The sequence below is a fragment of the Pseudomonas sp. ADAK2 genome (genome assembly GCF_012935755.1).
Classification (GTDB): Bacteria; Pseudomonadota; Gammaproteobacteria; order Pseudomonadales; family Pseudomonadaceae; genus Aquipseudomonas.
This window is the reverse complement of the sequence record NZ_CP052862.1, coordinates 6,511,086-6,535,654: the sequence shown is the minus strand read 5'-3', so window position 1 is coordinate 6,535,654 and position 24,569 is coordinate 6,511,086. Positions and strand designations below refer to the sequence as shown.

Annotated in this window: 26 protein-coding genes; 12 read left to right on the top strand and 14 right to left on the bottom strand. The window is 60.0% G+C overall.

Annotated elements, in window-relative coordinates; translation table 11 throughout:
• Positions 1 to 90 precede the first annotated feature (90 nt).
• Complete coding sequence (locus HKK52_RS30070) at positions 91 to 2,412, top strand: hybrid sensor histidine kinase/response regulator (RefSeq protein WP_169373756.1); 2,322 nt, start codon at positions 91 to 93, stop codon at positions 2,410 to 2,412.
• Here the strand turns inward: HKK52_RS30070 and HKK52_RS30065 are convergent.
• The 3 genes from HKK52_RS30065 to msrB form a co-directional block, all read right to left on the bottom strand.
• Positions 2,396 to 2,857: a MarR family winged helix-turn-helix transcriptional regulator gene (locus HKK52_RS30065; RefSeq protein WP_169373755.1), complete on the bottom strand. Its 462-nt coding sequence runs from the start codon at positions 2,855 to 2,857 to the stop codon at positions 2,396 to 2,398. The two genes, HKK52_RS30070 and HKK52_RS30065, sit on opposite strands and share 17 nt — an antisense overlap.
• Complete coding sequence (locus HKK52_RS30060) at positions 2,854 to 3,339, bottom strand: glutathione peroxidase (RefSeq protein ID WP_149660139.1); 486 nt, start codon at positions 3,337 to 3,339, stop codon at positions 2,854 to 2,856. Before HKK52_RS30060 ends, HKK52_RS30065 begins: the two co-directional genes overlap by 4 nt.
• Before the next feature lie 197 nt (positions 3,340 to 3,536).
• Positions 3,537 to 3,932 carry a peptide-methionine (R)-S-oxide reductase MsrB gene (msrB, locus tag HKK52_RS30055; RefSeq protein ID WP_169373754.1) on the bottom strand — a complete coding sequence of 132 codons (396 nt, stop codon included), beginning with the start codon at positions 3,930 to 3,932 and terminating at the stop codon, positions 3,537 to 3,539.
• A gap of 225 nt (positions 3,933 to 4,157) precedes the next feature.
• Between msrB and HKK52_RS30050 the strand changes: the two genes are divergently transcribed.
• Positions 4,158 to 5,369, top strand: a complete 1,212-nt coding sequence (locus HKK52_RS30050; RefSeq protein WP_054052048.1) for a pyridoxal phosphate-dependent aminotransferase — start codon at positions 4,158 to 4,160, stop codon at positions 5,367 to 5,369.
• 316 nt (positions 5,370 to 5,685) lie between these two features.
• Positions 5,686 to 6,573 (top strand): protease HtpX, encoded by an 888-nt coding sequence (gene htpX, locus HKK52_RS30045; protein ID WP_169373753.1) that lies wholly within the window; start codon positions 5,686 to 5,688, stop codon positions 6,571 to 6,573.
• Positions 6,574 to 6,640: 67 nt separating this feature from the next.
• On the opposite strand, the gene HKK52_RS30040 is transcribed toward htpX, so the two are convergent.
• A complete protein-coding gene (locus HKK52_RS30040) occupies positions 6,641 to 7,294 on the bottom strand; it encodes a thiopurine S-methyltransferase (RefSeq protein WP_169373752.1) in 654 nt (217 codons plus the stop codon).
• Positions 7,295 to 7,397: 103 nt separating this feature from the next.
• Here HKK52_RS30040 and HKK52_RS30035 point away from each other — a divergent pair, with 103 nt between their 5' ends.
• A complete protein-coding gene (locus HKK52_RS30035; RefSeq protein WP_169373751.1) occupies positions 7,398 to 8,165 on the top strand; it encodes a DODA-type extradiol aromatic ring-opening family dioxygenase in 768 nt (255 codons plus the stop codon).
• A gap of 178 nt (positions 8,166 to 8,343) precedes the next feature.
• Here the strand turns inward: HKK52_RS30035 and HKK52_RS30030 are convergent, their stop codons facing one another.
• Positions 8,344 to 10,017: a DEAD/DEAH box helicase gene (locus HKK52_RS30030; RefSeq protein ID WP_123510266.1), complete on the bottom strand. Its 1,674-nt coding sequence runs from the start codon at positions 10,015 to 10,017 to the stop codon at positions 8,344 to 8,346.
• 421 nt (positions 10,018 to 10,438) lie between these two features.
• Between HKK52_RS30030 and HKK52_RS30025 the strand changes: the two genes are divergently transcribed.
• Entirely contained in the window at positions 10,439 to 11,230 is a 792-nt protein-coding gene (locus tag HKK52_RS30025; protein ID WP_169373750.1) for a crotonase/enoyl-CoA hydratase family protein, read from the top strand.
• 137 nt (positions 11,231 to 11,367) lie between these two features.
• Here HKK52_RS30025 and HKK52_RS30020 read toward each other — a convergent pair whose 3' ends face one another.
• On the bottom strand, positions 11,368 to 12,123 hold the full coding sequence (locus HKK52_RS30020; RefSeq protein ID WP_169373749.1) for a spermidine synthase: 756 nt from the start codon (positions 12,121 to 12,123) through the stop codon (positions 11,368 to 11,370).
• Between the two features lie 162 nt (positions 12,124 to 12,285).
• Here HKK52_RS30020 and HKK52_RS30015 point away from each other — a divergent pair, with 162 nt between their 5' ends.
• The gene (locus tag HKK52_RS30015; RefSeq protein ID WP_092279550.1) at positions 12,286 to 13,632 is read left to right on the top strand and encodes a class II 3-deoxy-7-phosphoheptulonate synthase; all 1,347 of its coding nucleotides are present in this window, start codon (positions 12,286 to 12,288) and stop codon (positions 13,630 to 13,632) included.
• A 51-nt stretch (positions 13,633 to 13,683) separates the two neighbouring features.
• On the opposite strand, the gene HKK52_RS30010 is transcribed toward HKK52_RS30015, so the two are convergent.
• Together HKK52_RS30010 and HKK52_RS30005 are read right to left on the bottom strand one after the other, a co-directional pair.
• Positions 13,684 to 14,907, bottom strand: a complete 1,224-nt coding sequence (locus HKK52_RS30010; RefSeq protein WP_169373748.1) for a winged helix-turn-helix domain-containing protein — start codon at positions 14,905 to 14,907, stop codon at positions 13,684 to 13,686.
• A 64-nt stretch (positions 14,908 to 14,971) separates the two neighbouring features.
• On the bottom strand, positions 14,972 to 15,187 hold the full coding sequence (locus tag HKK52_RS30005; protein ID WP_133838411.1) for a DUF1127 domain-containing protein: 216 nt from the start codon (positions 15,185 to 15,187) through the stop codon (positions 14,972 to 14,974).
• Positions 15,188 to 15,283: 96 nt separating this feature from the next.
• On the opposite strand from HKK52_RS30005, the gene HKK52_RS30000 reads away from it, so the two are divergent.
• Positions 15,284 to 16,138, top strand: a complete 855-nt coding sequence (locus tag HKK52_RS30000; protein ID WP_169373747.1) for a LysR substrate-binding domain-containing protein — start codon at positions 15,284 to 15,286, stop codon at positions 16,136 to 16,138.
• Here the strand turns inward: HKK52_RS30000 and HKK52_RS29995 are convergent.
• Positions 16,128 to 16,877: a sulfite exporter TauE/SafE family protein gene (locus HKK52_RS29995; protein WP_169373746.1), complete on the bottom strand. Its 750-nt coding sequence runs from the start codon at positions 16,875 to 16,877 to the stop codon at positions 16,128 to 16,130. The genes HKK52_RS30000 and HKK52_RS29995 overlap by 11 nt on opposite strands.
• Positions 16,878 to 16,987: 110 nt before the next feature.
• On the opposite strand from HKK52_RS29995, the gene HKK52_RS29990 reads away from it, so the two are divergent.
• The 3 genes from HKK52_RS29990 (at position 16,988) to HKK52_RS29980 (ending at position 19,091) form a co-directional block, all read left to right on the top strand.
• Positions 16,988 to 17,944, top strand: a complete 957-nt coding sequence (locus HKK52_RS29990) for a LysR family transcriptional regulator (protein ID WP_169373745.1) — start codon at positions 16,988 to 16,990, stop codon at positions 17,942 to 17,944.
• A gap of 69 nt (positions 17,945 to 18,013) precedes the next feature.
• Positions 18,014 to 18,475: a MarR family winged helix-turn-helix transcriptional regulator gene (locus tag HKK52_RS29985; protein WP_169373744.1), complete on the top strand. Its 462-nt coding sequence runs from the start codon at positions 18,014 to 18,016 to the stop codon at positions 18,473 to 18,475.
• Positions 18,476 to 18,671: 196 nt separating this feature from the next.
• Positions 18,672 to 19,091: an organic hydroperoxide resistance protein gene (locus HKK52_RS29980; RefSeq protein ID WP_133838258.1), complete on the top strand. Its 420-nt coding sequence runs from the start codon at positions 18,672 to 18,674 to the stop codon at positions 19,089 to 19,091.
• Positions 19,092 to 19,178: 87 nt separating this feature from the next.
• On the opposite strand, the gene HKK52_RS29975 is transcribed toward HKK52_RS29980, so the two are convergent.
• On the bottom strand, positions 19,179 to 19,748 hold the full coding sequence (locus HKK52_RS29975) for an elongation factor P (protein WP_032626910.1): 570 nt from the start codon (positions 19,746 to 19,748) through the stop codon (positions 19,179 to 19,181).
• Between the two features lie 48 nt (positions 19,749 to 19,796).
• Positions 19,797 to 20,939 carry an elongation factor P maturation arginine rhamnosyltransferase EarP gene (gene earP, locus HKK52_RS29970; RefSeq protein ID WP_169373743.1) on the bottom strand — a complete coding sequence of 381 codons (1,143 nt, stop codon included), beginning with the start codon at positions 20,937 to 20,939 and terminating at the stop codon, positions 19,797 to 19,799.
• Positions 20,940 to 21,063: 124 nt separating this feature from the next.
• On the opposite strand from earP, the gene HKK52_RS29965 reads away from it, so the two are divergent.
• Both HKK52_RS29965 and HKK52_RS29960 read left to right on the top strand, forming a co-directional pair.
• A complete protein-coding gene (locus HKK52_RS29965; protein WP_169373742.1) occupies positions 21,064 to 21,462 on the top strand; it encodes a hypothetical protein in 399 nt (132 codons plus the stop codon).
• 2 nt (positions 21,463 to 21,464) lie between these two features.
• Positions 21,465 to 21,947: a GreA/GreB family elongation factor gene (locus HKK52_RS29960; RefSeq protein WP_169373741.1), complete on the top strand. Its 483-nt coding sequence runs from the start codon at positions 21,465 to 21,467 to the stop codon at positions 21,945 to 21,947.
• 6 nt (positions 21,948 to 21,953) lie between these two features.
• Here HKK52_RS29960 and cysB read toward each other — a convergent pair whose 3' ends face one another.
• The 3 genes from cysB to HKK52_RS29945 form a co-directional block, all read right to left on the bottom strand.
• Positions 21,954 to 22,928 carry an HTH-type transcriptional regulator CysB gene (gene cysB, locus HKK52_RS29955; protein WP_054052018.1) on the bottom strand — a complete coding sequence of 325 codons (975 nt, stop codon included), beginning with the start codon at positions 22,926 to 22,928 and terminating at the stop codon, positions 21,954 to 21,956.
• Between the two features lie 113 nt (positions 22,929 to 23,041).
• Positions 23,042 to 23,545, bottom strand: a complete 504-nt coding sequence (locus HKK52_RS29950) for a universal stress protein (RefSeq protein WP_169373740.1) — start codon at positions 23,543 to 23,545, stop codon at positions 23,042 to 23,044.
• A gap of 94 nt (positions 23,546 to 23,639) precedes the next feature.
• A complete protein-coding gene (locus HKK52_RS29945) occupies positions 23,640 to 24,545 on the bottom strand; it encodes a 5'-nucleotidase (RefSeq protein WP_169373739.1) in 906 nt (301 codons plus the stop codon).
• Positions 24,546 to 24,569 lie beyond the last annotated feature (24 nt).

Sequence of the window (24,569 nt, the reverse complement as noted above, 5' to 3'; positions counted from 1 at the left end):
CTCAAACAGGGGCGGCGCGGGAACATCGGTATCCATGCATGATCGACTATGCTTGAGCAGCGAAGGGAAACGGAAGTGGTTCAACACCCTATGGATATCAAGTTCACCCACCGGCTTTCATACAAACAGGCCCGGCTCACTGTGCTGGTCGGTTTCATACTGGGCACCTTGCTCAGTCTGGTGCAAATAGGCATCGATTATGCCAGCGAAGACGCCTCCATCAACCGTGAAATACTGTCTTTGCTGGAAATCAGCCACAACCCGGCCTCACGCATCGCCTACAACATCGACGCCGAACTCGCCCAGGAACTGACCATGGGCCTGCTGCGCTCGCCGGCGATCATCAGCGCGCAACTGACCGATAACAACAATACCGTGCTGGCCAGCGTCAAACGCCAGGGCCTGCAAAGCGGTTACCGACTGATCAGCGACTTCCTGTTCGGCGCCAACCGCCAGTTCGAAGACCGCCTCTTCCTCGATCATTTGCCCGACGAATCCCTCGGCACCTTGCAGCTGGAGGTCGACACGTATTCCTTCGGCAGCCGTTTCCTGCGCCGGGCTGAAGTGACGTTGCTCAACGGCTTCGCCCGCAGCCTGATCCTCACCGGCATCCTGCTGGCGCTGTTTTACGTGATGCTGACCAAGCCACTGGTGCGGGTCATTCGCGAACTCAGCGGCCGCGATCCGCGCAGCGCCGAGCCGACGTGGCTGGAGTACCCGACGGGGCATGAAAACGATGAAATCGGCGTGCTGGTCAAGGTCGCCAATCAGCAGTTCGAAAACATCGCCACCGAAATCCAGCAACGGCGCAACGCCGAAAACCGCCTGACCGATTACCTTGGGCAACTGGAAAACATCGTCTCGGCGCGCACCGCCGAACTCAAGGCGATCAACACCCGGCTCAGCCAGTCCAATGAAGAACTGGAAGCCGCCCGCCGGACCGCTCTGGACATGGCCGAAGCGCGCTCGGCGTTCCTCGCCAACATGAGCCATGAAATCCGCACGCCGCTCAACGGCCTGCTGGGGATGATCGCGCTCTCGCTCGACGGCCCGCTGAATGCCGAGCAGCAGCAACAGCTGTCCATCGCCCATGATTCGGGCAAGGTGCTGGTGGAGCTGCTCAACGATATTCTCGACCTGTCGAAATTCGATGCCGGCCAGCTGGAGCTCGAACACATTCCATTCGACCTCGGCTCGCTGATCGAGGACACCGCCAACCTGCTGTCGCAGAACGCCGCGCCCAGCGTCGAACTCGCCTGCCTGATCGATCCGCAATTTCCGGCGCTGGTGCTGGGCGACCCGACCCGGGTCCGGCAGATTGTCAGCAACTTGCTGTCCAACGCGCTCAAGTTCACCCGTTTCGGGCGGGTCGATGTGCGGCTATCGACGTTTGAAGATGGCGTGCGCATCGAGGTCTGCGACACCGGCATCGGCATTGCCCAGGATGCGCAGGTGAAAATCTTCCAGCCCTTCACCCAGGCCGGTGCCGGCATTACCCGGCAATTCGGCGGCACCGGGCTGGGCCTGGCGCTGACGTTCAACCTCTGCGAAGCCATGCAGGGACGGCTGACGATCAGTTCCGAAGCCGGGTTCGGCAGCCAGTTCTGCGCTGACCTGCCGCTGCCGAGCCACACCCGCGCCATTGTCCCCCAACCGTTGCAGGGCAAGGTCATTGCGATTACGGCGGCCAGCAGCGGCCTGGCGGAACTGTTGAAAGGGTTGTTGCCGTTGTGGGGACTCGACTATCAGCAGCGCTCCATCGAGGACTCGTTGCTCGGCCTGGAACCGGATGTGTTGATCACCGACTGCCCGGAATGCCTGTTCGGCCTGCGTCCCACGCTCAGCGCACCGATCCTGCTGGTGACGGCCTACGGCAGTTTCATGCCCAGCGAAGAAGCCGCAGCCCTGGCGCCGTTGCAGCAACAGGCGCGGCCATTGGCCCGTAACGCGTTGTACCAGACGTTGCGCCGGATCCTGCAACCGGACACCGCGACGATCAACGACGCGCGCCTCGACGCCCTCACCCCCCAACGCCGCGGCCGGGTACTGCTGGTGGAGGACAACCCGGTCAATCAATTGGTGGCCAAAGGCATGCTCGGCAAACTCGGCTGCGAGGTGATCGTCGCCGCCCACGGCGCCGAAGCCCTGGATCAACTGGAACTGAGTGAGTTCGATCTGGTGCTGATGGACTGCAACATGCCGGTGATGGATGGCTACGAAGCCAGTCGGCATATCCGCCGCAGCGGACGCTGGCCACAGCTGCCGATTGTTGCCCTGACCGCCAACGCCATGTCCGAAGAACGCGAGCGCTGCCGTGCGGCGGGCATGAGCGACTACCTGGCCAAACCCTTCCGCCGGGAAGAATTGGCCGCCCTGCTCGATATGTGGATACCGACTACGCCAGTGCTTTGATCTGCCCCAACAACTGATCAAGGCCCTCGCGCAGTTCGTTCAAGCGGTTGAGGTCAACGCCGCTGTCGCAGAGCAGGCGCGCCTTGAGCGGCCCGACCTGTTCGCGCAAGGCAAGGCCTGCTGGCGTCAGGCTCAGGTGCACTTCACGCTCATCCCGCGCCGAACGCTGACGCTGGACCAATTGCAGCTGCTCAAGCCGCTTGAGCAACGGCGTGAGCGTGCCGGAATCCAGCGCCAGGCGTTCGCCCAAGGCCTTGACGGTTGGCTGCTCCGGCGCCGCTTCCTGCCATTCCCACAACACCAGCATCGCCAGGTATTGCGGGTAGGTCAGGCCAAGCTGATCGAGCATCGGCTTGTAGCCACGGATTACCGCCCGGGAAGCGGCATACAGCTTGAAACACAACTGGCTGTCGAGCTTTAACGAATCGGCGGACAAGGAGTTCATTTCAGCAGGGCTTCAATCTCGGCACTCAGGTCCTGCGGCTTGGTGGCCGGGGCGAAGCGCTTGACCAACTGGCCGTCCTTGCCGATCAGGAATTTGGTGAAGTTCCACTTGATGCCTTGGGAACCCAGCAGGCCCGGCGCGCGTTTTTTCAGTTGCACGAACAGCGGATGGGCGTCGGAACCGTTGACGTCGATCTTCTTGAACAGCGGGAAGCTGACCCCGTAGTTCAACTCGCAGAACTCTGAGATTGCCCCTTCATTGCCCGGCTCCTGCTTGCCGAACTGGTTGCAGGGGAAGCCGAGCACCACCAGGCCTTGATCCTTGTAGGTCTGCCACAGTGCTTCGAGGCCTTTGTATTGCGGGGTGAAACCGCACTTGCTGGCGGTGTTGACCACCAGCACGGCTTTGCCGGCGAAGTCGGACAGGGTTTTCTGTTCACCCTTGATGGTGGTCACCGGGATGCTCAGCAGGTTGTCGCTCATGATTGGGGTTCCAGATATAGGAAGAAGGTCCAAACATAGCGAGCAATTGAATTGCGTGCAATTTAATAAATCAATAGAACGCCCGCCAATCCCTGTAGGAGCGAAGCTTGCTCGCGAAGACGTCGGATCAGTCAACATCATTGTTGAATGTTAAAACGCCCTCGCGAGCAAGCTTCGCTCTTACAGGGGGATTCGGGTTATCCGCGGGGAACCAGGTCCAGGCACACCGAGTTGATGCAATAACGCAAACCGGTCGGTGGCGGGCCATCCGGGAACACGTGGCCCAGGTGCGCGTCGCACTTGGCGCAGACCACTTCGGTGCGGATCATGCCGTGGCTGACGTCGCGGATCTCGACCATCGCACTGTCGCCGATCGGCGCGTAAAAGCTCGGCCAGCCGCAGCCGGAATCAAACTTGGTCTTGGAATCGAACAACGGCTCGTTGCAGCAAATGCAGTGGTAAACGCCATCGGTCTTGGTGTCGTTGTACTTGCCGGAGAACGGGCGTTCGGTGCCCTTGAGGCGGCAAACGTTGTACTGCTCCGGGTCGAGCATCGCCTTCCATTCTTCCAGGGTTTTATCCAACTTTTCCATCGTCACACCTCAGCAGCTGAAAAAGCCCGATCTGTACCTTTTCCAAGGATCGGGCGGCACGTATGATTGCGCCTCGTCAAACGCCAGTCTGGCAGCCAGACACCGCGCATTCAAACGGATTATGAGTGTCGCCATCACGGGCGTCAGGCCTGTGTGAATACGCAGGATTCCCAGTACGGTAGTTCACACGCCGCCTGGATCGTTCATTTTCGGGAACACATCGCCATGCAGGTCAGCAAATCGAACAAGCTCGCCAACGTCTGCTACGACATTCGCGGCCCAGTGCTCAAGCACGCCAAACGCCTGGAAGAGGAAGGCCATCGCATCCTCAAGCTGAACATCGGCAACCCGGCGCCCTTTGGTTTCGAAGCGCCGGATGAAATCCTCCAGGACGTGATCCGCAACCTGCCGACCGCCCAAGGCTATAGCGATTCCAAAGGCCTGTTCAGCGCGCGTAAAGCCGTGATGCAGTACTACCAGCAGAAACAGGTCGAAGGCGTCGGCATCGAAGACATCTACCTGGGCAACGGCGTTTCCGAGCTGATCGTGATGTCGATGCAGGCCCTGCTCAACAACGGCGACGAAGTGCTGGTGCCGGCCCCCGACTATCCGCTGTGGACCGCCGCGGTCAGCCTGGCCGGCGGCAATCCGGTGCATTACCTGTGTGACGAAGGCGCCGACTGGTTCCCGGACCTGGCCGACATCAAGGCCAAGATCACCCCGAACACCAAGGCGCTGGTGATCATCAACCCGAACAACCCGACCGGCGCGGTGTATTCGAAGGAAGTGTTGCTGGGCATGCTCGAACTGGCCCGCTCGCACAACCTGGTGGTGTTCTCCGACGAAATCTACGACAAAATCCTCTACGATGACGCCGTGCACATCTGCACCGCTTCCCTGGCGCCGGACCTGCTGTGCCTGACCTTCAACGGTCTGTCCAAGTCCTATCGCGTGGCCGGTTTCCGTTCCGGCTGGATTGCCATTTCCGGGCCGAAACACCACGCCCAGAGCTATATCGAAGGCATCGACATGCTGGCGAACATGCGCCTGTGTGCCAACGTGCCGAGCCAGCACGCGATCCAGACCGCACTCGGCGGCTATCAGAGCATCAATGACCTGGTGTTGCCGCAAGGTCGCTTGCTGGAACAGCGCAATCGCACTTGGGAACTGCTCAACGACATCCCGGGCGTGAGTTGCGTCAAGCCGATGGGCGCGCTGTATGCGTTCCCGCGGATCGACCCGAAAGTGTGCCCGATTCATAACGACGAGAAGTTCGTGCTCGACCTGCTGCTGTCCGAAAAACTGCTGGTGGTGCAAGGCACGGCGTTCAACTGGCCGTGGCCGGATCACTTCCGTGTGGTCACCCTGCCCCGCGTCGACGAACTGGATCAGGCCATCGGCCGGATCGGCAATTTCCTCAAGACTTACCGCCAGTAAGCTGACGGGTACCGTGCGACGCTGGTCCGGGTCGCACGGTGATTGATTCAGCAACACATCTCTGCGCCCTGCCGCACATCCTTGCCGTCACCACCGCCTGCTGACCGATTTCGTGCTCACGTCTAACAAAGACGGGGGCCCCGCAGTCCAGCGACTGACAACCCCTTCCTGCATCAGCGTCGGAAATTGCCTGCGCGCGGCTAAACTGTTGCTGTAGGACACAGTTTGAAATAGTCACTCGGTTGAATAGCACGGTGCAGCACCTTATATACCCCGCAGTACGCTACATCTTTAGCATGAGGAGATTTCTACAACCATGATGCGCATCCTGCTGTTTTTGGCCACTAACCTGGCGGTCGTGCTGATTGCCAGCATCACCTTGAGCCTTTTCGGCTTCAACGGGTTCATGGCGGCCAACGGGGTTGATCTGAACCTCAATCAGCTGCTGGTTTTCTGTGCGGTCTTTGGTTTCGCCGGTTCACTGTTCTCGCTGTTCATCTCCAAATGGATGGCGAAGATGAGCACCAGTACGCAAATCATCAGCCAGCCGCGCACCCGTCACGAGCAATGGCTGCTGCAAACGGTCGAGCAACTGTCTCGCGAAGCCGGGATCAAGATGCCCGAAGTCGGGATTTTCCCGGCCTACGAGGCCAACGCCTTCGCCACCGGCTGGAACAAGAACGACGCACTGGTCGCGGTCAGCCAGGGCTTGCTCGAGCGGTTCTCGCCGGATGAAGTCAAAGCCGTGCTGGCCCACGAGATCGGTCACGTGGCCAATGGCGACATGGTGACCCTGGCGCTGATCCAAGGCGTGGTGAACACCTTCGTGATGTTCTTCGCGCGGATCATCGGCAACTTTGTCGACAAGGTGATCTTCAAGAACGAAGAAGGCCAGGGCATCGCCTACTACGTGGCGACCATCGTCGCCGAACTGGTGCTGGGCATCCTCGCCAGCTCGATCGTCATGTGGTTCTCGCGCAAACGCGAATTCCGTGCCGACGAAGCCGGTGCACGCCTGGCCGGTACCAGCGCGATGATCGGTGCCTTGCAGCGCCTGCGGGCCGAACAAGGACTGCCGGTGCACATGCCGGACACCCTGAACGCGTTCGGCATCAACGGTGGCATCAAACAGGGCTTCGCCCGCATGTTCATGAGCCACCCGCCGCTGGAAGAACGTATTGAAGCGTTGCGTCGCCGGGGCTGATAGCCCGGCGCAGAAAACGAAGGGGCGATCAATTGATCGCCCCTTTTTTATGTCTTTTGCTTTTGAATCAACTCATCAAACGATAAACCCGCTCTTCAAGTCGCGTGACCCCGCTCTCGACAAACTTCCAGCTCTCGCCGAGCACGTCCTGGTCTTCCAGGATCTTCAACTCCCAGGTTGCCCCGAACAACCGCTGCACTTCATCGTCCAGCACGGCGAACGGTGGCCCATCCTTTTGCGCCTGATCGTAATCCAGGGTAATCAACAGCCCCAGGGAATCCTTCGGCAGGATCCGCTTCAGGTGCTCGGCGTACTGCTCACGCATCTTCGGTGGCAAGGCGATCAGCGCCGCGCGGTCGTACAGCGCGCTGCAATCGGCGACATCGCCGGCGGTCAGGGCGAAGAAATCACCACACCAGATCTCGATCGAACCGGCGCGATAGACCGTGAACGGCCCCTGATCGCTGACGTCCGGGTCAAATTGATGCTCGTGAAAAAAGTCCTCCACGGCTTTTTCCGACAACTCGACGCCCAATACCTCGTGACCGCATTTGGCCAGCCACAGCAGGTCCAGGCTTTTCCCACATAACGGCACCAGTACCCGCGCGCCCTCTTCCAGGCCGAGTTGCGGCCAGTACCGTTGCAGATATGGATTCACTTCCGGCAGGTGAAAGCCGATCTGATTCGACGTCCACCGCTTGTGCCAAAACTCCGGCTGCATAATTAATCCCGAAAATTCGATCAAAAGACGCTAAAACTTATATTAGATTTAGATCAATGATCTGACTGAAGATGACGCCATCTTACCCCTCAGGAGCTCTTTCATGTTCCCCAGCCTGTACATATCCCATGGTTCGCCCATGTTGGCACTGGAACCGGGTGCCAGTGGTCCCGCCCTGGCGCGTCTGGCGGCAGAAATGCCCAAACCCGAAGCGATCGTGATTGTCTCGGCGCACTGGGAAAGCAACGAGCTTCTGGTCAGCGGCAACCCACAGCCTGAAACCTGGCATGACTTCGGTGGTTTCCCGAAGGCTTTGTTCGAGGTGCAATACCCGGCGCCGGGCGATCCGCAACTGGCGGCCGAGGTTGTCGAATTGCTCAAGGCTGATGACCTGCCAGCGCGCATTGACGCCAAGCGGCCGTTCGATCACGGGGTGTGGGTGCCGTTGTCATTGATGTACCCGCAGGCCGACATCCCGGTGGTGCAGGTCTCACTGCCGACCCGTGGCGGCCCGGCCCTGCAAACCCGTGTCGGCCATGCGCTGGCCAAGCTGCGCGAGCAAGGTGTGCTGGTGATCGGCTCCGGCAGCATCACCCACAACCTGCGAGAACTGGACTGGCATGCCGGCCCGGAAAGTGTCGAGCCGTGGGCCAAGGCCTTCCGCGACTGGATGATTGAAAAACTTGCCGCCAACGATGAAGCCGCACTGCACGATTATCGCCAGCAGGCTCCGAACGCGGTGCGCAACCATCCGAGCGATGAGCATTTGCTGCCGTTGTACTTTGCTCGCGGGGCTGGGGGGAAATTCGGGGTTGCACACCAGGGGTTCACCATGGGCGCCTTGGGCATGGATATTTACCGCTTTGGTTAACTGATCGTTCCCACGCTCCGCGTGGGAATGCAGCCCGGGACGCTCCGCGTCCCTTTAAAAGCCGAACGCAGAGCGACCGATGAGGCAATCCCACGCAGAGCGTGGGAACGGTCAGGCAAAAAAAATCCCCGAACCAGTCGGGGATTTTTTATGTTCGATCAATCAGCCCAGAGGCGGATTAATCTTCGCGATAGCGACGCAGCTTCAACTGCTTGCCAGCAACGCGAGTGTCCTTCAGTTTGGTCAGGAGTTTTTCCAGACCATCTTCCGGCAGCTCGACGAGGCTGAAGCTGTCACGCACCTGGATGCGACCGATTGCTTCGCGAGCCAGGCCACCTTCGTTGAGGATAGCGCCCAGCAGGTTCTTGGCAGCGATACCATCACGCGCACCCAGCGCGGTACGGCAACGAGCACGGCCTTCGGCCAATGCAACCGGAGCACGACGCTCACGATCACCACGGTCCGGACGATCACCGGTACGCTCTGGACGATCGCCACGCGGTGCGTTGTTCGGCACCAATGGACGCTCTTTCTCGATCGCAGCCAGGGTCAGCGCCTGAGCGTTGGTGGCCTTGCGCAGCAGCGCAGCGGCCAGGGCACGCGGGGTGCAACCGATGTCGGCGGTCAGGCGATCGAGCAGATCACCGTGAGTCGATTCGGCATCAGCGACCAGCGGCGACAGGCTGTTGGTCAACTTCTTGATGCGCGCATCGAGAACAGCTTGGGCGTCCGGCAGGCGAACTTCGGCAACCTTTTGACCGGTTACACGCTCGATCACTTGCAGCATGCGGCGCTCACGTGGAGTCACCAGCAGCAGTGCACGACCTTCGCGACCGGCACGGCCAGTACGGCCGATACGGTGAACGTAGGACTCTGGATCGTACGGCATGTCAACGTTGAACACGTGAGTGATGCGCGGAACGTCCAGGCCACGGGCAGCAACGTCAGTCGCCACAACGATGTCCAGACGGCCATCCTTGAGGGATTCGATCACGCGCTCACGTTGGTTCTGAGCAATGTCACCGTTCAGCGCAGCGGCTTTGTAGCCTTTGGCTTCCAGGGCACTGGCCAGGTCCAGGGTCGCTTGCTTGGTGCGCACGAACATGATCAGGGCGTCGAAGTCTTCGACTTCCAGCAGGCTCAATACAGCCGAGGTCTTCTGGTCAGCGTGAACCAACAGGTGAGCCTGTTCGATCGCGGTAACGGTCTGAGTCTTGGTCTGGATCTTCACGTGCTGCGGATCACGCAGGTGACGCTCGGCGATCGCACGGATCGACTGCGGCAGGGTCGCCGAGAACAATACGGTCTGACGGGTCGGTGGCAGAGCCTTGAAGATAACTTCGAGGTCGTCCATGAAACCCAGTTTGAGCATTTCGTCCGCTTCGTCGAGAACCAGGTGGTTCACGGTCGACAGGACTTTTTCGTCACGACGCAGGTGGTCGCACAGACGACCCGGAGTGGCGACAACGATCTGTGCGCCATTACGGATTGCTTTCAGTTGTGGGCCCATCGGGGCGCCGCCGTAAACGGCCACAACGGTAACGCCCGGCATTTGCTTGGCGTAGGTTTCGAAAGCGGTTGCTACTTGCAGCGCCAACTCACGGGTTGGCGCCAGGATCAGGGCTTGCGGCTCGCGCTTAGCAGGATCGATGCGATGCAGGATTGGCAGGGCGAACGCGGCGGTTTTACCGGTACCGGTTTGCGCTTGGCCAATCATGTCGTGGCCGGCCATGATGATCGGGATCGATTGCTGCTGAATAGCCGAAGGCTCTTCGTAGCCAGTCGCGATGACGGCTGCAAGAATATTCGGATTAAGATTAAAAGCGGCGAAGCCGCCGGTTTCCTGGGTCATGGGTCTGCCTCTAAGTGCATCCGCAAAGACCCATGCTCCAAAGCTGCGCATGCCGTGTAAGACTCAAGAGTCGCCCTGGCTGCTTTGTCGGCGGGGATTTGCGAAAACGAATGAATGAAAAAGATTCGTCAAGGAAGAGTCCGCTGTGCGGACGTGCAGCCGAAGCTGACTTCGGGGAATTGCGCTACCTAAACGCGGCCCGGTTAAAGGCCGGCGCGCACTATACCGGAATTCGCCCAAAAAGGGAGCATTATTTGTCGGAAAACTGACGTATATACCGTTCTGTAACAGGCTTTGCGGATAATCGTGCAACGGTCTATTTTTCAAAGGCCCGGCCCTGCTGGCGATAGCGCTAAAACGGTTCACCCCGGTGACCCGGACCTTTGGTCTGGCACCCCCTTCCCGCCCGAGGAAATACCTCATGAATCAGCCTGTTTCCAGTCGTGTCAGCCGCGAACAGCGCGGTCATGTCTTGTTACTCGGCCTGGACCGGGTCGCCAAGCGCAACGCCTTCGACCTCGATCTGCTCAACGACCTGAGCCTGGCCTATGGCGAGTTCGAGGCCGACAGCGAGGCGCGAGTGGCGGTGGTGTTCGGCCACGGCGAGCATTTCACCGCCGGGCTCGACCTGATCAATGCCAGCGCGGCGCTGGCCGAAGGTTGGCAGGCACCGCCCGGCGGTTGTGATCCGTGGGGCGTATTCGCCGGGCCGAGGGTGAGTAAACCGGTGATCGTCGCCGCGCAAGGTTATTGCCTGACCATCGGCATCGAGCTGATGCTGGCCGCCGACATCAACCTCTGCGCCAGCAATACCCGTTTCGCCCAGATGGAAGTGCAGCGCGGGATCTTCCCGTTTGGCGGCGCCACGCTGCGCCTGCATCAAGTGGCCGGCTGGGGCAACGCCATGCGCTGGCTGCTGACCGGCGATGAGTTCGACGCTCATGACGCGTTGCGGCTGGGGTTGGTGCAGGAGGTCATGGCCAGTGAGGATCTGTTGCCGAGGGCGCTTGAACTGGCGGAACGTATTGCAAGGCAGGCGCCGCTGGGGGTTCAGGCGACGTTGATGTCGGCCAGGCAGGCGCGTTATGAAGGAGAAACCGCGGCGGCGCAGGCGTTGCCGGCGATGGTGAAGAAGCTGTTGAACAGTGAAGATGCCAAGGAGGGGGTGCGGTCGATGGTCGAAAAGCGGCCCGGCATCTTCAAAGGGGTTTGAGGTTTGCGGTGGGGCGAATAATGTCTTCGCGGGCAAGCCTCGCTCCTACAGGATTTGTGTCGTTTGCCGGAAATGCGAACGACACAAAACCTGTAGGAGCAAGGCTTGCCCGCGATGAGGCCACTACAAATAACGCATTACGTCGCCGGCCGAATCGCCTTGATCAACGACAACAACGAATACCCCAACCGCGGCGCCAGCCCTTCGGCCCGGGCGATCAATCCGTCCATGTCCAGCTCCTGATCCAGTTCCGACGGCACGATCAAAATCACGTTGCCCTCCTTCACCGGCAGTTCCCAGTAATGCCGGTGATAGAGCCCGCGAAACAATGCCGCGCCCAGCGGTTTGCCGTCATCGGTGGCCCATTGGTTGATCACCAGCCAGCCCCCCGGATTCAGTCGTTTCTGACAGTTTTCCAGAAAGCTCCAGGCCAGATGCCCGACGCCCGGCCCGACATCGGTATAGAGGTCGACGAAAATCAGGTCCGCCGGTTCTGCCGTTTCCAGCAACTCCAGCGCATCGCCGACGCGGATGTACAGCCGTGGATCGTCATCCAGCCCCAGGTATTCAATGGCCAGACGCGGTACATCGGGGCGCAACTCGATGGCTTCGACATCTTCCAGCGGCAGAAACTTGAGGCAGGCCTGGGTCAACGTGCCAGCGCCGAGGCCGAGGAACAGCGCGCTTTCCGGCTGCTCATGGCACAACGCACCGATCAGCATGGCGCGGGTGTAGTCGTACTCCAGCCAGCTCGGGTCGGCCGTGAACACGCAGCTTTGCTCGATGGCATCGCCGAATTCGAGAAAACGGTAATCGGCCACTTCCAGCACGCGAATCACGCCGAACTCATCCTGTACCTCGGCGAGCAAATGCTCGACGCGCTCCTCAGTCATTTCGTCTCCTGATCGTCGCCGGACCAGCAACCTGGCCAAACAGCAACGCGACAAGCCGCAACACAAAGCGGCAAAGGCGCGATTGTCCGCGAAGCGACGGGAACAGGTCACGCACTAATTGCTGATAACATAAGCGCCCGTGCGTAAACACTAGAGACCGTGATGAGCCAACCCTGGAGCCCTGACAGCTGGCGTGCCTTGCCGATCCAGCAACAACCCCGCTACCCCGATGCCGCGCATTTGGCGCAGGTCGAGCAAACCCTGGCCAGCTATCCGCCGCTGGTGTTTGCCGGTGAAGCCCGGGAATTGCGCCGTCAGTTTGCCGAAGTGACCCAGGGCCGAGCGTTTCTGTTGCAGGGCGGCGATTGCGCCGAAAGCTTCGCCGAGTTCTCCGCCGCGAAAATCCGCGACACCTTTAAAGTGCTGCTGCAAATGGCCATCGTGATGACCTTTGCCGCCGGTTGCCCGGTGGTCAAAGTCGGACGCATGGCCGGCCAGTTCGCCAAACCCCGTTCGGCCAACGACGAAACCATCGACGGCGTGACCTTGCCCGCCTACCGTGGCGACATCGTCAACGGCATCGGTTTCGACGAAAAAAGCCGCGTCCCGGACCCGGAACGCCTGCTGCAGTCCTATCACCAGTCCACCGCGACCCTGAACCTGCTGCGCGCTTTCGCCCAGGGCGGATTTGCCGACCTGCATCAAGTGCACAAGTGGAACCTGGACTTCATCGCCAACTCGGCCCTGGCCGAGAAATACAGCCACCTTGCCGATCGCATTGATGAAACCCTGGCCTTTATGCGCGCCTGCGGCATGGACAGCTCGCCGCAATTACGCGAAACCAGTTTCTTCACCGCCCACGAAGCGCTGTTGCTGAACTATGAAGAAGCCTTCGTCCGTCGCGACAGCCTGACCAACGATTACTACGACTGCTCGGCGCACATGCTGTGGATCGGCGACCGCACCCGTCAGCTCGACGGCGCCCACGTGGAGTTCCTGCGCGGGGTGAACAACCCGATTGGCGTCAAAGTCGGCCCCAGCATGAATCCGGAAGATTTGATTCGTCTGATCGACGTGCTCAACCCGGACAACGACCCCGGCCGCTTGAACCTGATCGCGCGGATGGGCGCGAACAAGGTCGGCGATCACCTGCCGCAGTTGATTCGCGCCGTCGAGCGTGAAGGCAAGAAGGTGCTGTGGAGCTCCGACCCAATGCACGGCAACACCATCAAGGCCAGCAGCGGCTACAAGACCCGCGACTTCGCGCAGATTCTTGGCGAAGTGAAGCAGTTCTTCCAGGTGCACGAAGCGGAAGGCACCTATGCCGGCGGTATCCACATCGAAATGACCGGGCAGAACGTGACCGAGTGCATCGGTGGCGCGCGGCCGATTACCGAGGATGGGTTGTCGGACCGTTACCACACCCATTGCGATCCGCGGATGAACGCGGATCAGTCGCTGGAATTGGCGTTTTTGATTGCTGAGACGTTGAAACAAGTCCGCCGCTAAGTCAGTGATCGTTCCCACGCTCTGCGTGGGAACGATCAGGTTAAGGCCCGCTTACTCAATCTGCGCCATTACCACCCGCAACCGCCCCGCACTCTCCCGCTGACAATTCAACTGAACCCGCTCCAGCCCCAACCAATCCGCCATCCGCCGCAAATTCACCGCCAACGCCAGCATTCCCGCCCCATCCAGCCCCGGCTCTTCTTCGTGCACCGCATGCACCGCCAACCGGCCCAGCGCCCGTTCGGCCCGCAAATCCACCCGCGCGGCAATCCGTTCATTGTGCAAAAAGGGCAGCACGTAATAGCCATAGACCCGCTTATCCTGCGGCGTATAAATCTCCAGCCGATAACGGAAATCGAACAACCGCTCGGTGCGGCTGCGTTCCCAAATCAGTGAATCGAAGGGCGACAGCAAGGCGCTGGCCTCGACCTTGCGCGGGACCTTGGGCTCGGGCAGGCAATAGGCTGGTTGGCGCCAACCCTCGACTTCGCAGGTCAGCAATTCACCAGCCTCGACCAGTTCCGCCAAACGCGGACGGGCATCCCCGGGGCTCAGGCGAAAATAGTCCCGCAGGTCTTTTTCCGTCGCCACACCCAAGGCATTCGCGGCGTGCAGCAACAGCCCGCGCAGGGCTTCGGCTTCCGTGAGCAACGGCTGTTGGAGAACGACCGAAGGAATAACCCGCTCTGGCAAATCGTAAAGCCGTTCAAACCCGCGTCGGCCCGCGACGGTGACTTCACCGGCGGCAAACAACCACTCAAGCGCATGCTTTTCGGCGCTCCAGTCCCACCACGGCCCCGCCCGTTCCTGACGGGTCGACAGACTCCCGGCGCCCAGCGCGCCCAGCTCCTGAACCGAACCCAGGACCCGGCGAATCGTGTCCTGTTGCTCACGACCAAACCGCGCCAATTGTTGATAAATGTCTTCGCCGCGAGTCGCGCGCAGCATGCGCCAGCGCATCAACGGGTACATGGACAGCGGCAATAACGACGCTTCATGACCCCAATATTCAAACAACGTACGGTGCCGACCCTGACTCCAGGCAGCCTGATCGAGAAGGTCGGAAGAGTAGTTACCAAGACGGGAAAACAAGGGGAGGTAGTGCGAGCGCACCAACGCATTGACCGAATCGATCTGCAAAATGCCCAGCCGTTCAATCAACCGATTGAGCTGGACCGCTTTGATCGCCGCTGGCGGCTGGCGCCCGTTGAATCCTTGGGCAGCCAGTGCCAGACGTCGAGCCTGTTTGATGGAAAAGGACAGCGTTGCGGGCATGAGCATCTCCTTGTCTGCTCGCAACCTACCTCACCAGAGAGGGGTTTGTGTAGCAATGGCCTCATCATTTATGCATCGGATCGTCCCAGAACGGCCGGACCGATTCGTGCTCGACATCCGCACGACTGACGCCGATATCTTTCAGCGCTTCATCGCTCAGGCTCGCCAAAAGCTCACGTTCGCGGTGAAGTTCGTACCAGCGACTAAACTTGTGCAGCAAATCGGAAACCGCGTGGATTGAGAATTTTTCTGCCGTTACATGCTCGTGTTGACCTTTCATCATGTCGCCCTCCTTTAGGGATGGCTCAAGTCTCGCCCCGGAGCTAAGATCAATCCAACGAATGTTTCTGATGGTATGCATCTCGGAGATTGATGAATGTCGGCGTTCCCCAGTATCGATACCGATGTACTGCGCACTTTTGTCGCCATCGCCGACTTGGGCGGTTTCACCCGCGCCGGCGAAATGGTCAACCGCACGCAATCGGCGGTGAGCATGCAGATGAAGCGCCTGGAAGAAGACGTGTTGCAGCGCCAGTTGTTCGAGCGCGACGGGCGTCAGGTCAAGTTGACCGCCGAGGGCCAGGTGCTGCTCGGCTATGCGCGGCGCATCCTCAAACTGCACAGCGAAGTCTTCAATACCCTGCGCGAACCGCACATGGTCGGTACCGTGCGCATCGGCACGCCGGATGATTATGTGATGCGGTTTCTGCCGGGGATTTTGTCGCGGTTCGCCAAGTTCTATCCGCTGATCCAGATCGAAGTGCATTGCGAGTCGACCAGGCAGCTGTTGCAGCGCCAGGACCTCGACCTGTCGATCGTCACCCGCGAGCCGGGCACCGAGATCGGCCAGTTGCTGCGCAAGGAGCGTTTTGTCTGGGCCGAGGCGCAATGTTTCAGCGCCCACGAGCAGACGCCGTTGCCGCTGGCGATGTTCAACAGTGATTGTTTCTGCCGGTTATGGGCATGCAATGCCCTCGATGCGATGGGCCGCGATTACCGGATTGCCTACAACAGCTCGAGCCTGTCGGCATTGATGGCCGTGGTCAGCGCCGGCCTGGCGGTGACCGCGCAACTGGAAAGCCTGATCACCCCGGACATGCGCATCCTCGGCGCCGCCGAAGACCTGCCGCTGCTGCCCGAGGCCAGCATCATGCTGGTGCGCAACCTGCACAACCCGTCGCCGATCACCGAGTGCCTGGCCGAGCACATCGTCGAAGGCTTCAAACTTTAAAAGCGAGCATCACCGCGCAGAACACCAGGAAACCGCAGAACAGCCCGCGCAGCAGCCGCTCCGGCATGGCGTGGGCGATTTTCACGCCCCAACTGATGCTCATCAATCCGCCAATGGCCAAGGGCAAACCGATCATCCAGTTCACCTGATGATGCACCGCGTACGTCACCAGGGTGACGCCGGTGCTCGGTAATGCCAGGGCCAGCGATAAACCTTGAGCAACCACCTGGGAAGTACCGAACAGGCTGGTCAGCACCGGCGTCGCCACCACCGCCCCGCCCACGCCAAACAACCCGCCCATGGTCCCGGAAGCCGCGCCAAGCACGCCCAGCCATGGCCAGGAGTAATGCATTTGCGAAGATGCCGGGGCGTTGGCGGTAAACATTCGCACGAGGTTGTAGGTCGAGAGCGCCACCAGGAATGCGACAAATCCCACGCGCATGGTTTGCGCATCGATGCCCACGGCCCAGATCGAACCGATCCAGGCAAAGCAGAATCCCATCGACGCCAGCGGCAGTGCGTGGCGCAATTCGATGCGATTACGCTGGTGATAGCGCCACAGCGCCAGCATCACGTTCGGTACTACCATCACCAACGCCGTGCCTTGGGCGATCTGTTGATCGAGACCACACAACACGCCAAGCAACGGAATGGCAATCAGGCCACCGCCGATGCCAAACAAACCACCCAGGGTGCCCAAGGCAGCGCCAAAGATCAGATACAACAAAAACTCAAGCACAGGCCCATTCCCTCTTGTCAGGCATTTCATCCTACGCAGTCGGCTCTGGCAGGGAAACGCACAGCAACGCACAATGGCTGTGCCGATTTCGCACAAGCGCTGGTAAAACCATGAACCCCAATCAATTGACCGACCAACTCGGGCTGTTCCTCGATGTGCTGGAAACCGGAAGTTTTTCCGCCGCATCCCGGCGCCATCCGCTAACGCCTTCGGCCGTGGCCCGACGGATCGACAGCCTGGAAAGCGCGGTCGGAAGCCAGTTATTCCTGCGCAGCACCCACGCGGTGCGGGCGACGCCAGCCGGTCTGGCGTTTGCCGAGCGGGCGCGGCGGATCGTCGCCGAATTGCGGTTGGCCCGGGCGGAGGCGGTGTCCCTCAGCAGCGCGCCCGAAGGCTTGATCCGGGTGGACGCGCCCGCCGCGTTTGGCCGCCGACATCTGGCGCCGGTCATTGCCGATTTTCTGATGCTGTACCCCGGCCTCGATGTGCAATTGCACCTGATCGACAGTTTTGTCGATATGCAGGGTTTGAACCTGGGCAAGGTCGATCTGGTGCTGCGTGCCGGGCAAATGGCTGATACCCGGCTGGTGGCCACGCCGCTGGCGAACATGGTGCGCATCGCTTGCGCCAGCCCCGCCTATTTGAAGCGTCGGGGCGTGCCGACCGATCCGTCCCAGTTGAGCGAACACGATGGCCTCGACTGGGACGGCCTCGCCCCGCCCTTCGCTTGGCGCTTCGAACAGGATGGGCGCATGCAATTGCACCGGCCGGCGCGGATCCGCATGAGCGCCAACAACGCCGAGGCGTTGGTCTGCGGCGCGCTGGCCGGGCTCGGCATCGCGCATTTGCCGACCTGGCTGGCCAGCGAATACCTGTTGCGCGGCGAACTGCTGCCGCTGTTCTGCGAAAACGGCCTGCCAAAACCGGAAACCGCCGGGATCTACGCCTTGCGCCTGGAGCAGCAGGCCAGTTCCCGCAGTCGCCTGTTGCTGGAATACCTAAAAACTCGCTTCAGCCCGATTGCGCCGTGGGATCTGGCCCTGCAAGGCAATCTAACCGGCTACTGAGCCATAATTATCTGGCGCATTAAAGATTCGCCCGCTAGATTCATGACGATTACTGATCAAGGCTTTGACATGACCACCGACCGCAACACCCCGGACACCTGCGACCACCTGCTGCTGGACAATCAGGTGTGCTTCGCCCTGCATTCCACTTCGCTGCTGATGACCAAGGTCTATAAACCGCTGCTGCAAGCGCTGGGCCTGACCTATCCGCAGTACCTGGCGATGATGGTGTTGTGGGAACGGGATGGTTTGACCGTAGGCGAAATCAGCACAAGGCTGCTGACCGATCCTGGCTCGTTGACGCCGCTGCTCAAACGCCTGGAAGTTGAAGGACTGCTCAGTCGTACTCGTAGCCGTGAAGATGAACGGGTGGTGATCGTCGAGCTGACCGAACAGGGTCGCGCGTTGCGGGACAAGGCTCGGGATATTCCGCAGTGCATCCTGGGGGCCAGCGGGCAGACGATCGAGCAGTTGAAGAAATTGCAAAATGATCTTCAAGCGCTGCGTAGCCATTTGCAGGACAGTCTCTAGGGCATCTGCGAGACCGCGTTATCGTTCTTCGCGGGCAAGCCTCTCCTGCAATTCGCATTCGCAACATCTCTCACAGACCAAACTTTCTCAAAAATTTATCTTGCGCGCTAAATATTAGCGCGATACATTCATCTCGCACTTACTTGGCGCGCAAACATTTAGCGCAAAACACCCAAACCCGAATGAGGCTCACACCATGCAAACTCTCTACACCGCAATCGCAACTTCCACCGGTGGCCGTGATGGTCGCGCGGTTTCCAGCGACAACATCCTCGACGTCAAACTCGCCACCCCAAAAGAACTCGGCGGTGCCGGCGGCGCGGCGACCAACCCTGAGCAACTGTTCGCAGCTGGCTACTCCGCCTGCTTTATCGGCGCGCTGAAGTTCGTTGCGAGCCAGACCAAACGCACCATCCCGAATGATGCGTCGATCACTGCTCATGTCGGCATCGGCCAGATTCCCGGTGGTTTCGGCCTGGACATCGACCTGCACATCAGCCTGCCGGGTCTTGAACAAGCGGATGCGCAAACACTGGTCGATGCGGCTCACCAGGTGTGCCCGTACTCCAACGCCACCCGTGGCAATGTCGAAGTGCGTTTGCACGTGACCGTTTAACGTCAGGCTGCGATCTTTTGATCTTCAAATCCAAGGCGAAAAAAAGCCCGACTCAATGGTCGGGCTTTTTCATTCCTGAAGCTGTGCTTATTTAGCACGGCCTTTGTAGGAACCGCCTTCGCGGGTGTCGATTTCGATGCGGTCACCGATTTCGATGAAGTCAGCAACTTGCAGCTCAGTGCCGTTGCTCAGCTTCGCAGGCTTCATGACTTTGCCGGAAGTGTCGCCGCGAGCGGAACCTTCGGTGTAGTCGACTACGCGCACGATAGTGGTCGGCAGTTCTACGGAAACCAGACGCTCTTCGAAGAAGATCGCTTCGCAAACATCGGTCATGCCTTCTTCAACGAAAGGCAGAACGGCTTCGATGTCTTCAGCGTTCAGTTCGTACATGGTGTAGTCGGTGGTGTCCATGAACGTGTAGGTGTCGCCGCTGATGAAGGACAGGGTCGCTTCTTTGCGGTCGAGGATTACGTCGTCCAGTTTGTCGTCAGCGCTGTAAACGATCTCGGTCTTGTAACCGGTCAGCAGGTTCTTCAGCTTGGTCTTCATGATCGCGCTGTTACGACCGGACTTGGTGAATTCAGCTTTCTGAACCAGCCAAGGATCGTTTTCGAGACGGATCACGGTACCGGGTTTCAGTTCTTTACCAGTTTTCATTGCGAATATCCGAATTTGGATGGGATTTACAAAAATCTAGGCCGCGTATCATATCCAATTTACATAAAACTGTACCAGCGCCGCGGCAAGATCGGCCTGCAAGGCTTGTTCCAGACACCACGTCTCGGCGTGTTTTTCCAGCTCAGGCCAGTGTTTGCGGGTCGCGAGCCACTGGTCGGCCATGTCGTCGCCGGCGTTCCATGCTCGCCAAAGACCGCTGATCGCCGCGCTGGCGGCTGCCGAAAGGCCTTTTGTATAGAGCGCGAGGAAGGCTTCGAGCTTGTCGAGGTGGATGTCTTCGTCCTGCTGGTAGATGTGCCACAGCAGCGGCCGCCCCGCCCATTGAGCCCGGACAAAGGAGTCTTCACCGCGTACAGCATTGAAATCGCAGGACCAGAGCAAGTGGTCATATTGGTCCTGACGGACGAATGGCAGCACCTGAACCGTCAGGGCAGCGCGCACATGCAACGCACCCGCCGCGAGATCACTGACCCCGAGCCAGCGTTCAACGTCACCGAGAATCCGCCCTTCCGGCACCAGCAGATGCGTAAGCGTCGAATCGCTGGCCAAGGTGTCGAGCCAACTCGCCAGCCCGGCGTTTTCATAGGCAAACAGCGAGATCAACTGCGCGCCTTGCGCACGATCGATCCCTAACCCTTGCAGGAATTCACGCTGGGCCTCGGGGCTTTGTTGAAACTGCCGACGCCGCTCCAGCAATTCATGTTCACGCAGCAAGCCGCCAGTGCCCTTCTGGAACCCCGGGAAGAAGAAATACTTCTGCACGTTTTTGTACTTCACCGACGGCAACCCGTGGCAACCGATGACCCAGTCCTCGGCGCTCAGGTAGTCGAGGTTCATCCACAGCGGCGGTTTCTCGCGCTCGGCCATGGCTTCCATATAAGCGCTGGGCAGTTGGCAGGCGAAGGCGGCAATCACCACATCGGCGGCAGCAACGGGTTGCCACTCGGCCGGCCAGTGGCACACCTCGACACCTTGCTGCCATTGCCGGGGCGCGTGGATATCGATCTCCGGGCACAGGCGTTCGAAGGCGCGCAGGTCGTCGACCCACAAGCGAACGTCTACCGAGTGTTCGACCACCAATTGCCGGGCCAGACGCCAGGTCACGCCGATGTCGCCAAAATTGTCGACCACGGTGCAAAAAAGATCCCAGCGGGTGTTCAGTTCAGGCATTCCAGATTCCCGTTGGCAAAGGCGCTGATTGTCCGCATAAATTACCCCGTGCAGAAGAGCCGACGACGATTAATCTTCGTGCGACAATCGCCATCCGCCCGCGACCACCCGCCAGGAGGCAGCCATGCCCTACCGTCCCAACCCGCGCCGTCCGTTGCCGGTCCGCCTCAATGCCCTGCAATTGACCGGCAGCATTGCCTTGGGGCTTTGGCTGGGGTTCCTGGCCATCGCCCTGACGTGCTGGCTCGCCTCGCGCTTTTTGTTCCCCGAGCAATTGGCACCGGTGGCCCAGGCTGTGCAGCAACTGGCGAAACCGCCGGTGGTGGTGCAGCCCGCCCCTGAAAGCCCGATGTTCGAGCAGTACAAGGAAAACCTGCGCAAGAACGAGCAACAGCAAACCCTCGATCAGGCCCGCACCAATAACCGTAACCTGTCGAACCCCAAATGCCAGTTCTGGCTACAACAGGACCAGACCGCACCCAGCGAAAAAAGCCGCGCCAACGTCCTGCAATTCTGCGATTGATCATGAACAAACTCATCGTCCACCAACTGATTCTCGACAAGCTGCGCATCGATCTCGACATCGCCGAACGCGCGGCGCAAACCGCCTATGAAACCGCGACCCACGAAGAGAACATCGCCGAAAACAAGTACGACACGTTGGGGCTGGAGGCTTCTTACCTCGCGGCCGGGCAGGCGAAACGGGTCGAGGAAATCCGCCATTCACTGACGCTGTGCCAGAACCTGGCGTTGCGCCCGTACGACGATCAGCGCGGCATCGAAGTCGGCGCTTTGCTCGGCCTCGAAGACGAAAAGGGTCGGGAACAATGGCTGTTCCTGGCGCCTGATGCGGCGGGTTTGAAGGTCGATGTGGTGGGGCAGATGATCACCGTCATCACCCCCCGCTCGCCGCTGGGCAAAAGCCTGCTGGGCAAGTTCGAAGGGGACGAGGTGGAGATTCTGGTGGCGGGCGCTCGGCAACAGTTTGCTGTCACCGAGGTTGTCTAAAGAAGTTTAGTGGACAGGCAGTTCAACGCCGTCGAACAGCTCTTCCAGTTCCTGCTTGTTGTGGCACTGGATGGCCTTGGCCATGACTTCGCGGGTCAGGTGCGGGGCAAACTTCTCGATGAAGTCGCACATGAAACCGCGCAGGAAGGTGCCGCGACGGAAACCGATTTTGGTGATGCTGGATTCGAACAGATCGCTGGCATCGAGCATCACCAGGTCGCTGTCGAGCTTGGCGTCGACCGCCATTTTGGCGACGATGCCCACGCCCAGACCCAGGCGCACGTAAGTCTTGATTACGTCGGCGTCGGCGGCGGTGAACACCACTTTCGGCGTCAGGCCGCGATGGCTGAACGCTTCGTCGAGTTTCGAACGGCCGGTGAAACCGAACACGTAAGTCACGATCGGGTATTCGGCCAGGGCTTCGAGGGTCAGCTTCGGCAGCTTGGTCAGCGGATGGCCCTGGGGCACGACCACGCAGCGGTTCCAGCGGTAGCACGGCATCATCACCAAGTCACCGAACAGCTCCAGGGCTTCAGTGGCGATGGCGAAATCCACGGTGCCGTCAGCAGCCATTTCGGCGATCTGCATTGGCGAACCCTGGTGCATGTGCAGGGCAACGTCCGGGTACTGCTTGATGAAATTACTGATCACCGGCGGCAACGCATAACGCGCCTGGGTGTGGGTGGTGGCGATCGACAGGGTGCCTTTCTTCTCGTTGGAGAATTCCTGGGCGATCTGCTTGATGCTTTCAACCTTGCGCAGGATTTCGCCGGCGGTGGTGATGATGCGCTCGCCGGCCGGGGTGACGCGGGTCAGGTGCTTGCCGCTGCGGGCGAAGACCTCGACGCCCAATTCGTCTTCCAGCAAACGGATCTGTTTACTGATGCCCGGCTGCGAGGTGTAGAGACTTTGGGCAGTAGCGGAAACGTTGAGGTCGTGGTGCGCCACTTCCCAGATGTAGCGCAGTTGTTGAAGCTTCATATGAATCCCTCAAAGCAGGTAGACGCCACGGGCATCAGCGACGGTATATAACTATATTAATGGTTTGAAGAATAAATCTAGAACTTTTTTGTCAAAACGCCATTAATCGTGTTCTAGCGATCTCCCTGACGCCGACGCTCCACCAGCGGCACCAGATAGACCGGGACCCTGGCCAACTGCAACACCCGCGCGGCCGTGCGGCCCAACGGCGTTTCCGCCCCGGCCCGATGGCTATGACTACCTACGATCAGCAAATCCACGGAGAGTTTCTGCGCCTGGTCGAGAATCACCTGCGACGGATCGCCCTGCAGCACGCGCACCGCCTGAATCCGCTGCAGATCCTGTTCCCCCTCATCCCCCAGTTCTTCACGAAAGCTTTCCAGCACCCGACGCTCGATATTGGCGATCACCGTGTTCAGGCCCTGACTGTGAAACTCGTTCAACGCCTGCTCGTCGAGGTAGCTCTGCAGCACCGATTCGGCAAACAAGCCCATGGGTTCCACTGCGTGCACCACATACAAATCGGCATTGAACGTTCGCGCCAGCGCCAAGGCATGCTGCATCACCAAAGGTGCATACAGGCCGAGGTCGGTGGCATACAGCATGGAACGAATCATATGACCTCCTTGCGTGCCGACATGGCGGAGATTGATTCAGCTTAGCAGTGCCTTGCCGAGTACGACGTGCCGCGTAACACCTTGACGCAGGAGCTTAAACTTTCTGCTCGTTGCTTATGCCGTGGGGCACGTGCCCGGTGGCGACGACTTCGCGCGCCAGTTCGCAATGGCCGGCCTGATCGTCGAAAAACACGTCGGCGGCAAAAGCCTCGAGAAACGCGGCTTTGGTCAGGCCGCCGAGGAACAGCGATTCGTCCAGGCGAATGTCCCACTCGCGCAACGTGCGGATCACGCGTTCATGAGCCGGCGCCGAGCGCGCGGTGACCAGCGCCGTGCGGATCGGGCAAGCGTCGTCGGGGAACTCACGCTGCAACAAATTGAGCGCTGCGAGGAAGCCTTTGAACGGCCCACCGCGCAATGGCTCGCGGGCGGATTCGCGCTCGCTGGCCTGGAACGCTTCCAGCCCGCCGGCCTGATAGACCCGCTCCGACTCATCGGAAAACAGCACCGCGTCACCGTCGAAGGCAATGCGCAATTCGTCACTCGCGGCCCGGCTCGCACCGCCCGAGAGAATGGTCGCCGCAGCAAAACCGGCGTCCAATGCGCTGCGCACATCCTCGGCATGGGTTGAGAGAAACAGGTCGCAACCAAAGGCCTTGAGGTAGGGATACGGACTGCGCCCACCGACAAACGCGGCGCGGGAAATCGCCAGGCCGTAATGGTGAATCGAGTTGAAGACCCGCAGGCCGGTGTCCGCACTGTTGCGCGACACCAGCACCACTTCGACCCGCGCGCGGCCGAGACTGGCATTGAGCTTCAGCAGTTTTTCCACCAGCGGGAAAGCATCACCGGGCTCGAGGATTTCGTCTTCGTGTTCGATCTGGTACTGCCGATAGGCTTCGACGCCGCTCGACAAATACACCTTGTGGCTCTCGCTCAAGTCGAACAACGCGCGCGATGAAATCGCCAGCACCAACTTGTCATCTATGTCTTTCGCCATGCCCTTCCCCTCTGGTGGATCGAC

Excerpts from the sequence above, each read along its gene's own strand:
- HKK52_RS30070 (WP_169373756.1), top strand. The coding sequence starts at position 91 with ATGGATATCAAGTTCACCCACCGGCTTTCATACAAACAGGCCCGGCTC.
- HKK52_RS30065 (WP_169373755.1), bottom strand. The coding sequence starts at position 2,857 with ATGAACTCCTTGTCCGCCGATTCGTTAAAGCTCGACAGCCAGTTGTGT.
- HKK52_RS30060 (WP_149660139.1), bottom strand. The coding sequence starts at position 3,339 with ATGAGCGACAACCTGCTGAGCATCCCGGTGACCACCATCAAGGGTGAA.
- msrB (WP_169373754.1), bottom strand. The coding sequence starts at position 3,932 with ATGGAAAAGTTGGATAAAACCCTGGAAGAATGGAAGGCGATGCTCGAC.
- HKK52_RS30050 (WP_054052048.1), top strand. The coding sequence starts at position 4,158 with ATGCAGGTCAGCAAATCGAACAAGCTCGCCAACGTCTGCTACGACATT.
- htpX (WP_169373753.1), top strand. The coding sequence starts at position 5,686 with ATGATGCGCATCCTGCTGTTTTTGGCCACTAACCTGGCGGTCGTGCTG.
- HKK52_RS30040 (WP_169373752.1), bottom strand. The coding sequence starts at position 7,294 with ATGCAGCCGGAGTTTTGGCACAAGCGGTGGACGTCGAATCAGATCGGC.
- HKK52_RS30035 (WP_169373751.1), top strand. The coding sequence starts at position 7,398 with ATGTTCCCCAGCCTGTACATATCCCATGGTTCGCCCATGTTGGCACTG.
- HKK52_RS30030 (WP_123510266.1), bottom strand. The coding sequence starts at position 10,017 with ATGACCCAGGAAACCGGCGGCTTCGCCGCTTTTAATCTTAATCCGAAT.
- HKK52_RS30025 (WP_169373750.1), top strand. The coding sequence starts at position 10,439 with ATGAATCAGCCTGTTTCCAGTCGTGTCAGCCGCGAACAGCGCGGTCAT.
- HKK52_RS30020 (WP_169373749.1), bottom strand. The coding sequence starts at position 12,123 with ATGACTGAGGAGCGCGTCGAGCATTTGCTCGCCGAGGTACAGGATGAG.
- HKK52_RS30015 (WP_092279550.1), top strand. The coding sequence starts at position 12,286 with ATGAGCCAACCCTGGAGCCCTGACAGCTGGCGTGCCTTGCCGATCCAG.
- HKK52_RS30010 (WP_169373748.1), bottom strand. The coding sequence starts at position 14,907 with ATGCCCGCAACGCTGTCCTTTTCCATCAAACAGGCTCGACGTCTGGCA.
- HKK52_RS30005 (WP_133838411.1), bottom strand. The coding sequence starts at position 15,187 with ATGAAAGGTCAACACGAGCATGTAACGGCAGAAAAATTCTCAATCCAC.
- HKK52_RS30000 (WP_169373747.1), top strand. The coding sequence starts at position 15,284 with ATGTCGGCGTTCCCCAGTATCGATACCGATGTACTGCGCACTTTTGTC.
- HKK52_RS29990 (WP_169373745.1), top strand. The coding sequence starts at position 16,988 with ATGAACCCCAATCAATTGACCGACCAACTCGGGCTGTTCCTCGATGTG.
- HKK52_RS29985 (WP_169373744.1), top strand. The coding sequence starts at position 18,014 with ATGACCACCGACCGCAACACCCCGGACACCTGCGACCACCTGCTGCTG.
- HKK52_RS29980 (WP_133838258.1), top strand. The coding sequence starts at position 18,672 with ATGCAAACTCTCTACACCGCAATCGCAACTTCCACCGGTGGCCGTGAT.
- HKK52_RS29975 (WP_032626910.1), bottom strand. The coding sequence starts at position 19,748 with ATGAAAACTGGTAAAGAACTGAAACCCGGTACCGTGATCCGTCTCGAA.
- earP (WP_169373743.1), bottom strand. The coding sequence starts at position 20,939 with ATGCCTGAACTGAACACCCGCTGGGATCTTTTTTGCACCGTGGTCGAC.
- HKK52_RS29965 (WP_169373742.1), top strand. The coding sequence starts at position 21,064 with ATGCCCTACCGTCCCAACCCGCGCCGTCCGTTGCCGGTCCGCCTCAAT.
- HKK52_RS29960 (WP_169373741.1), top strand. The coding sequence starts at position 21,465 with ATGAACAAACTCATCGTCCACCAACTGATTCTCGACAAGCTGCGCATC.
- cysB (WP_054052018.1), bottom strand. The coding sequence starts at position 22,928 with ATGAAGCTTCAACAACTGCGCTACATCTGGGAAGTGGCGCACCACGAC.
- HKK52_RS29950 (WP_169373740.1), bottom strand. The coding sequence starts at position 23,545 with ATGATTCGTTCCATGCTGTATGCCACCGACCTCGGCCTGTATGCACCT.
- HKK52_RS29945 (WP_169373739.1), bottom strand. The coding sequence starts at position 24,545 with ATGGCGAAAGACATAGATGACAAGTTGGTGCTGGCGATTTCATCGCGC.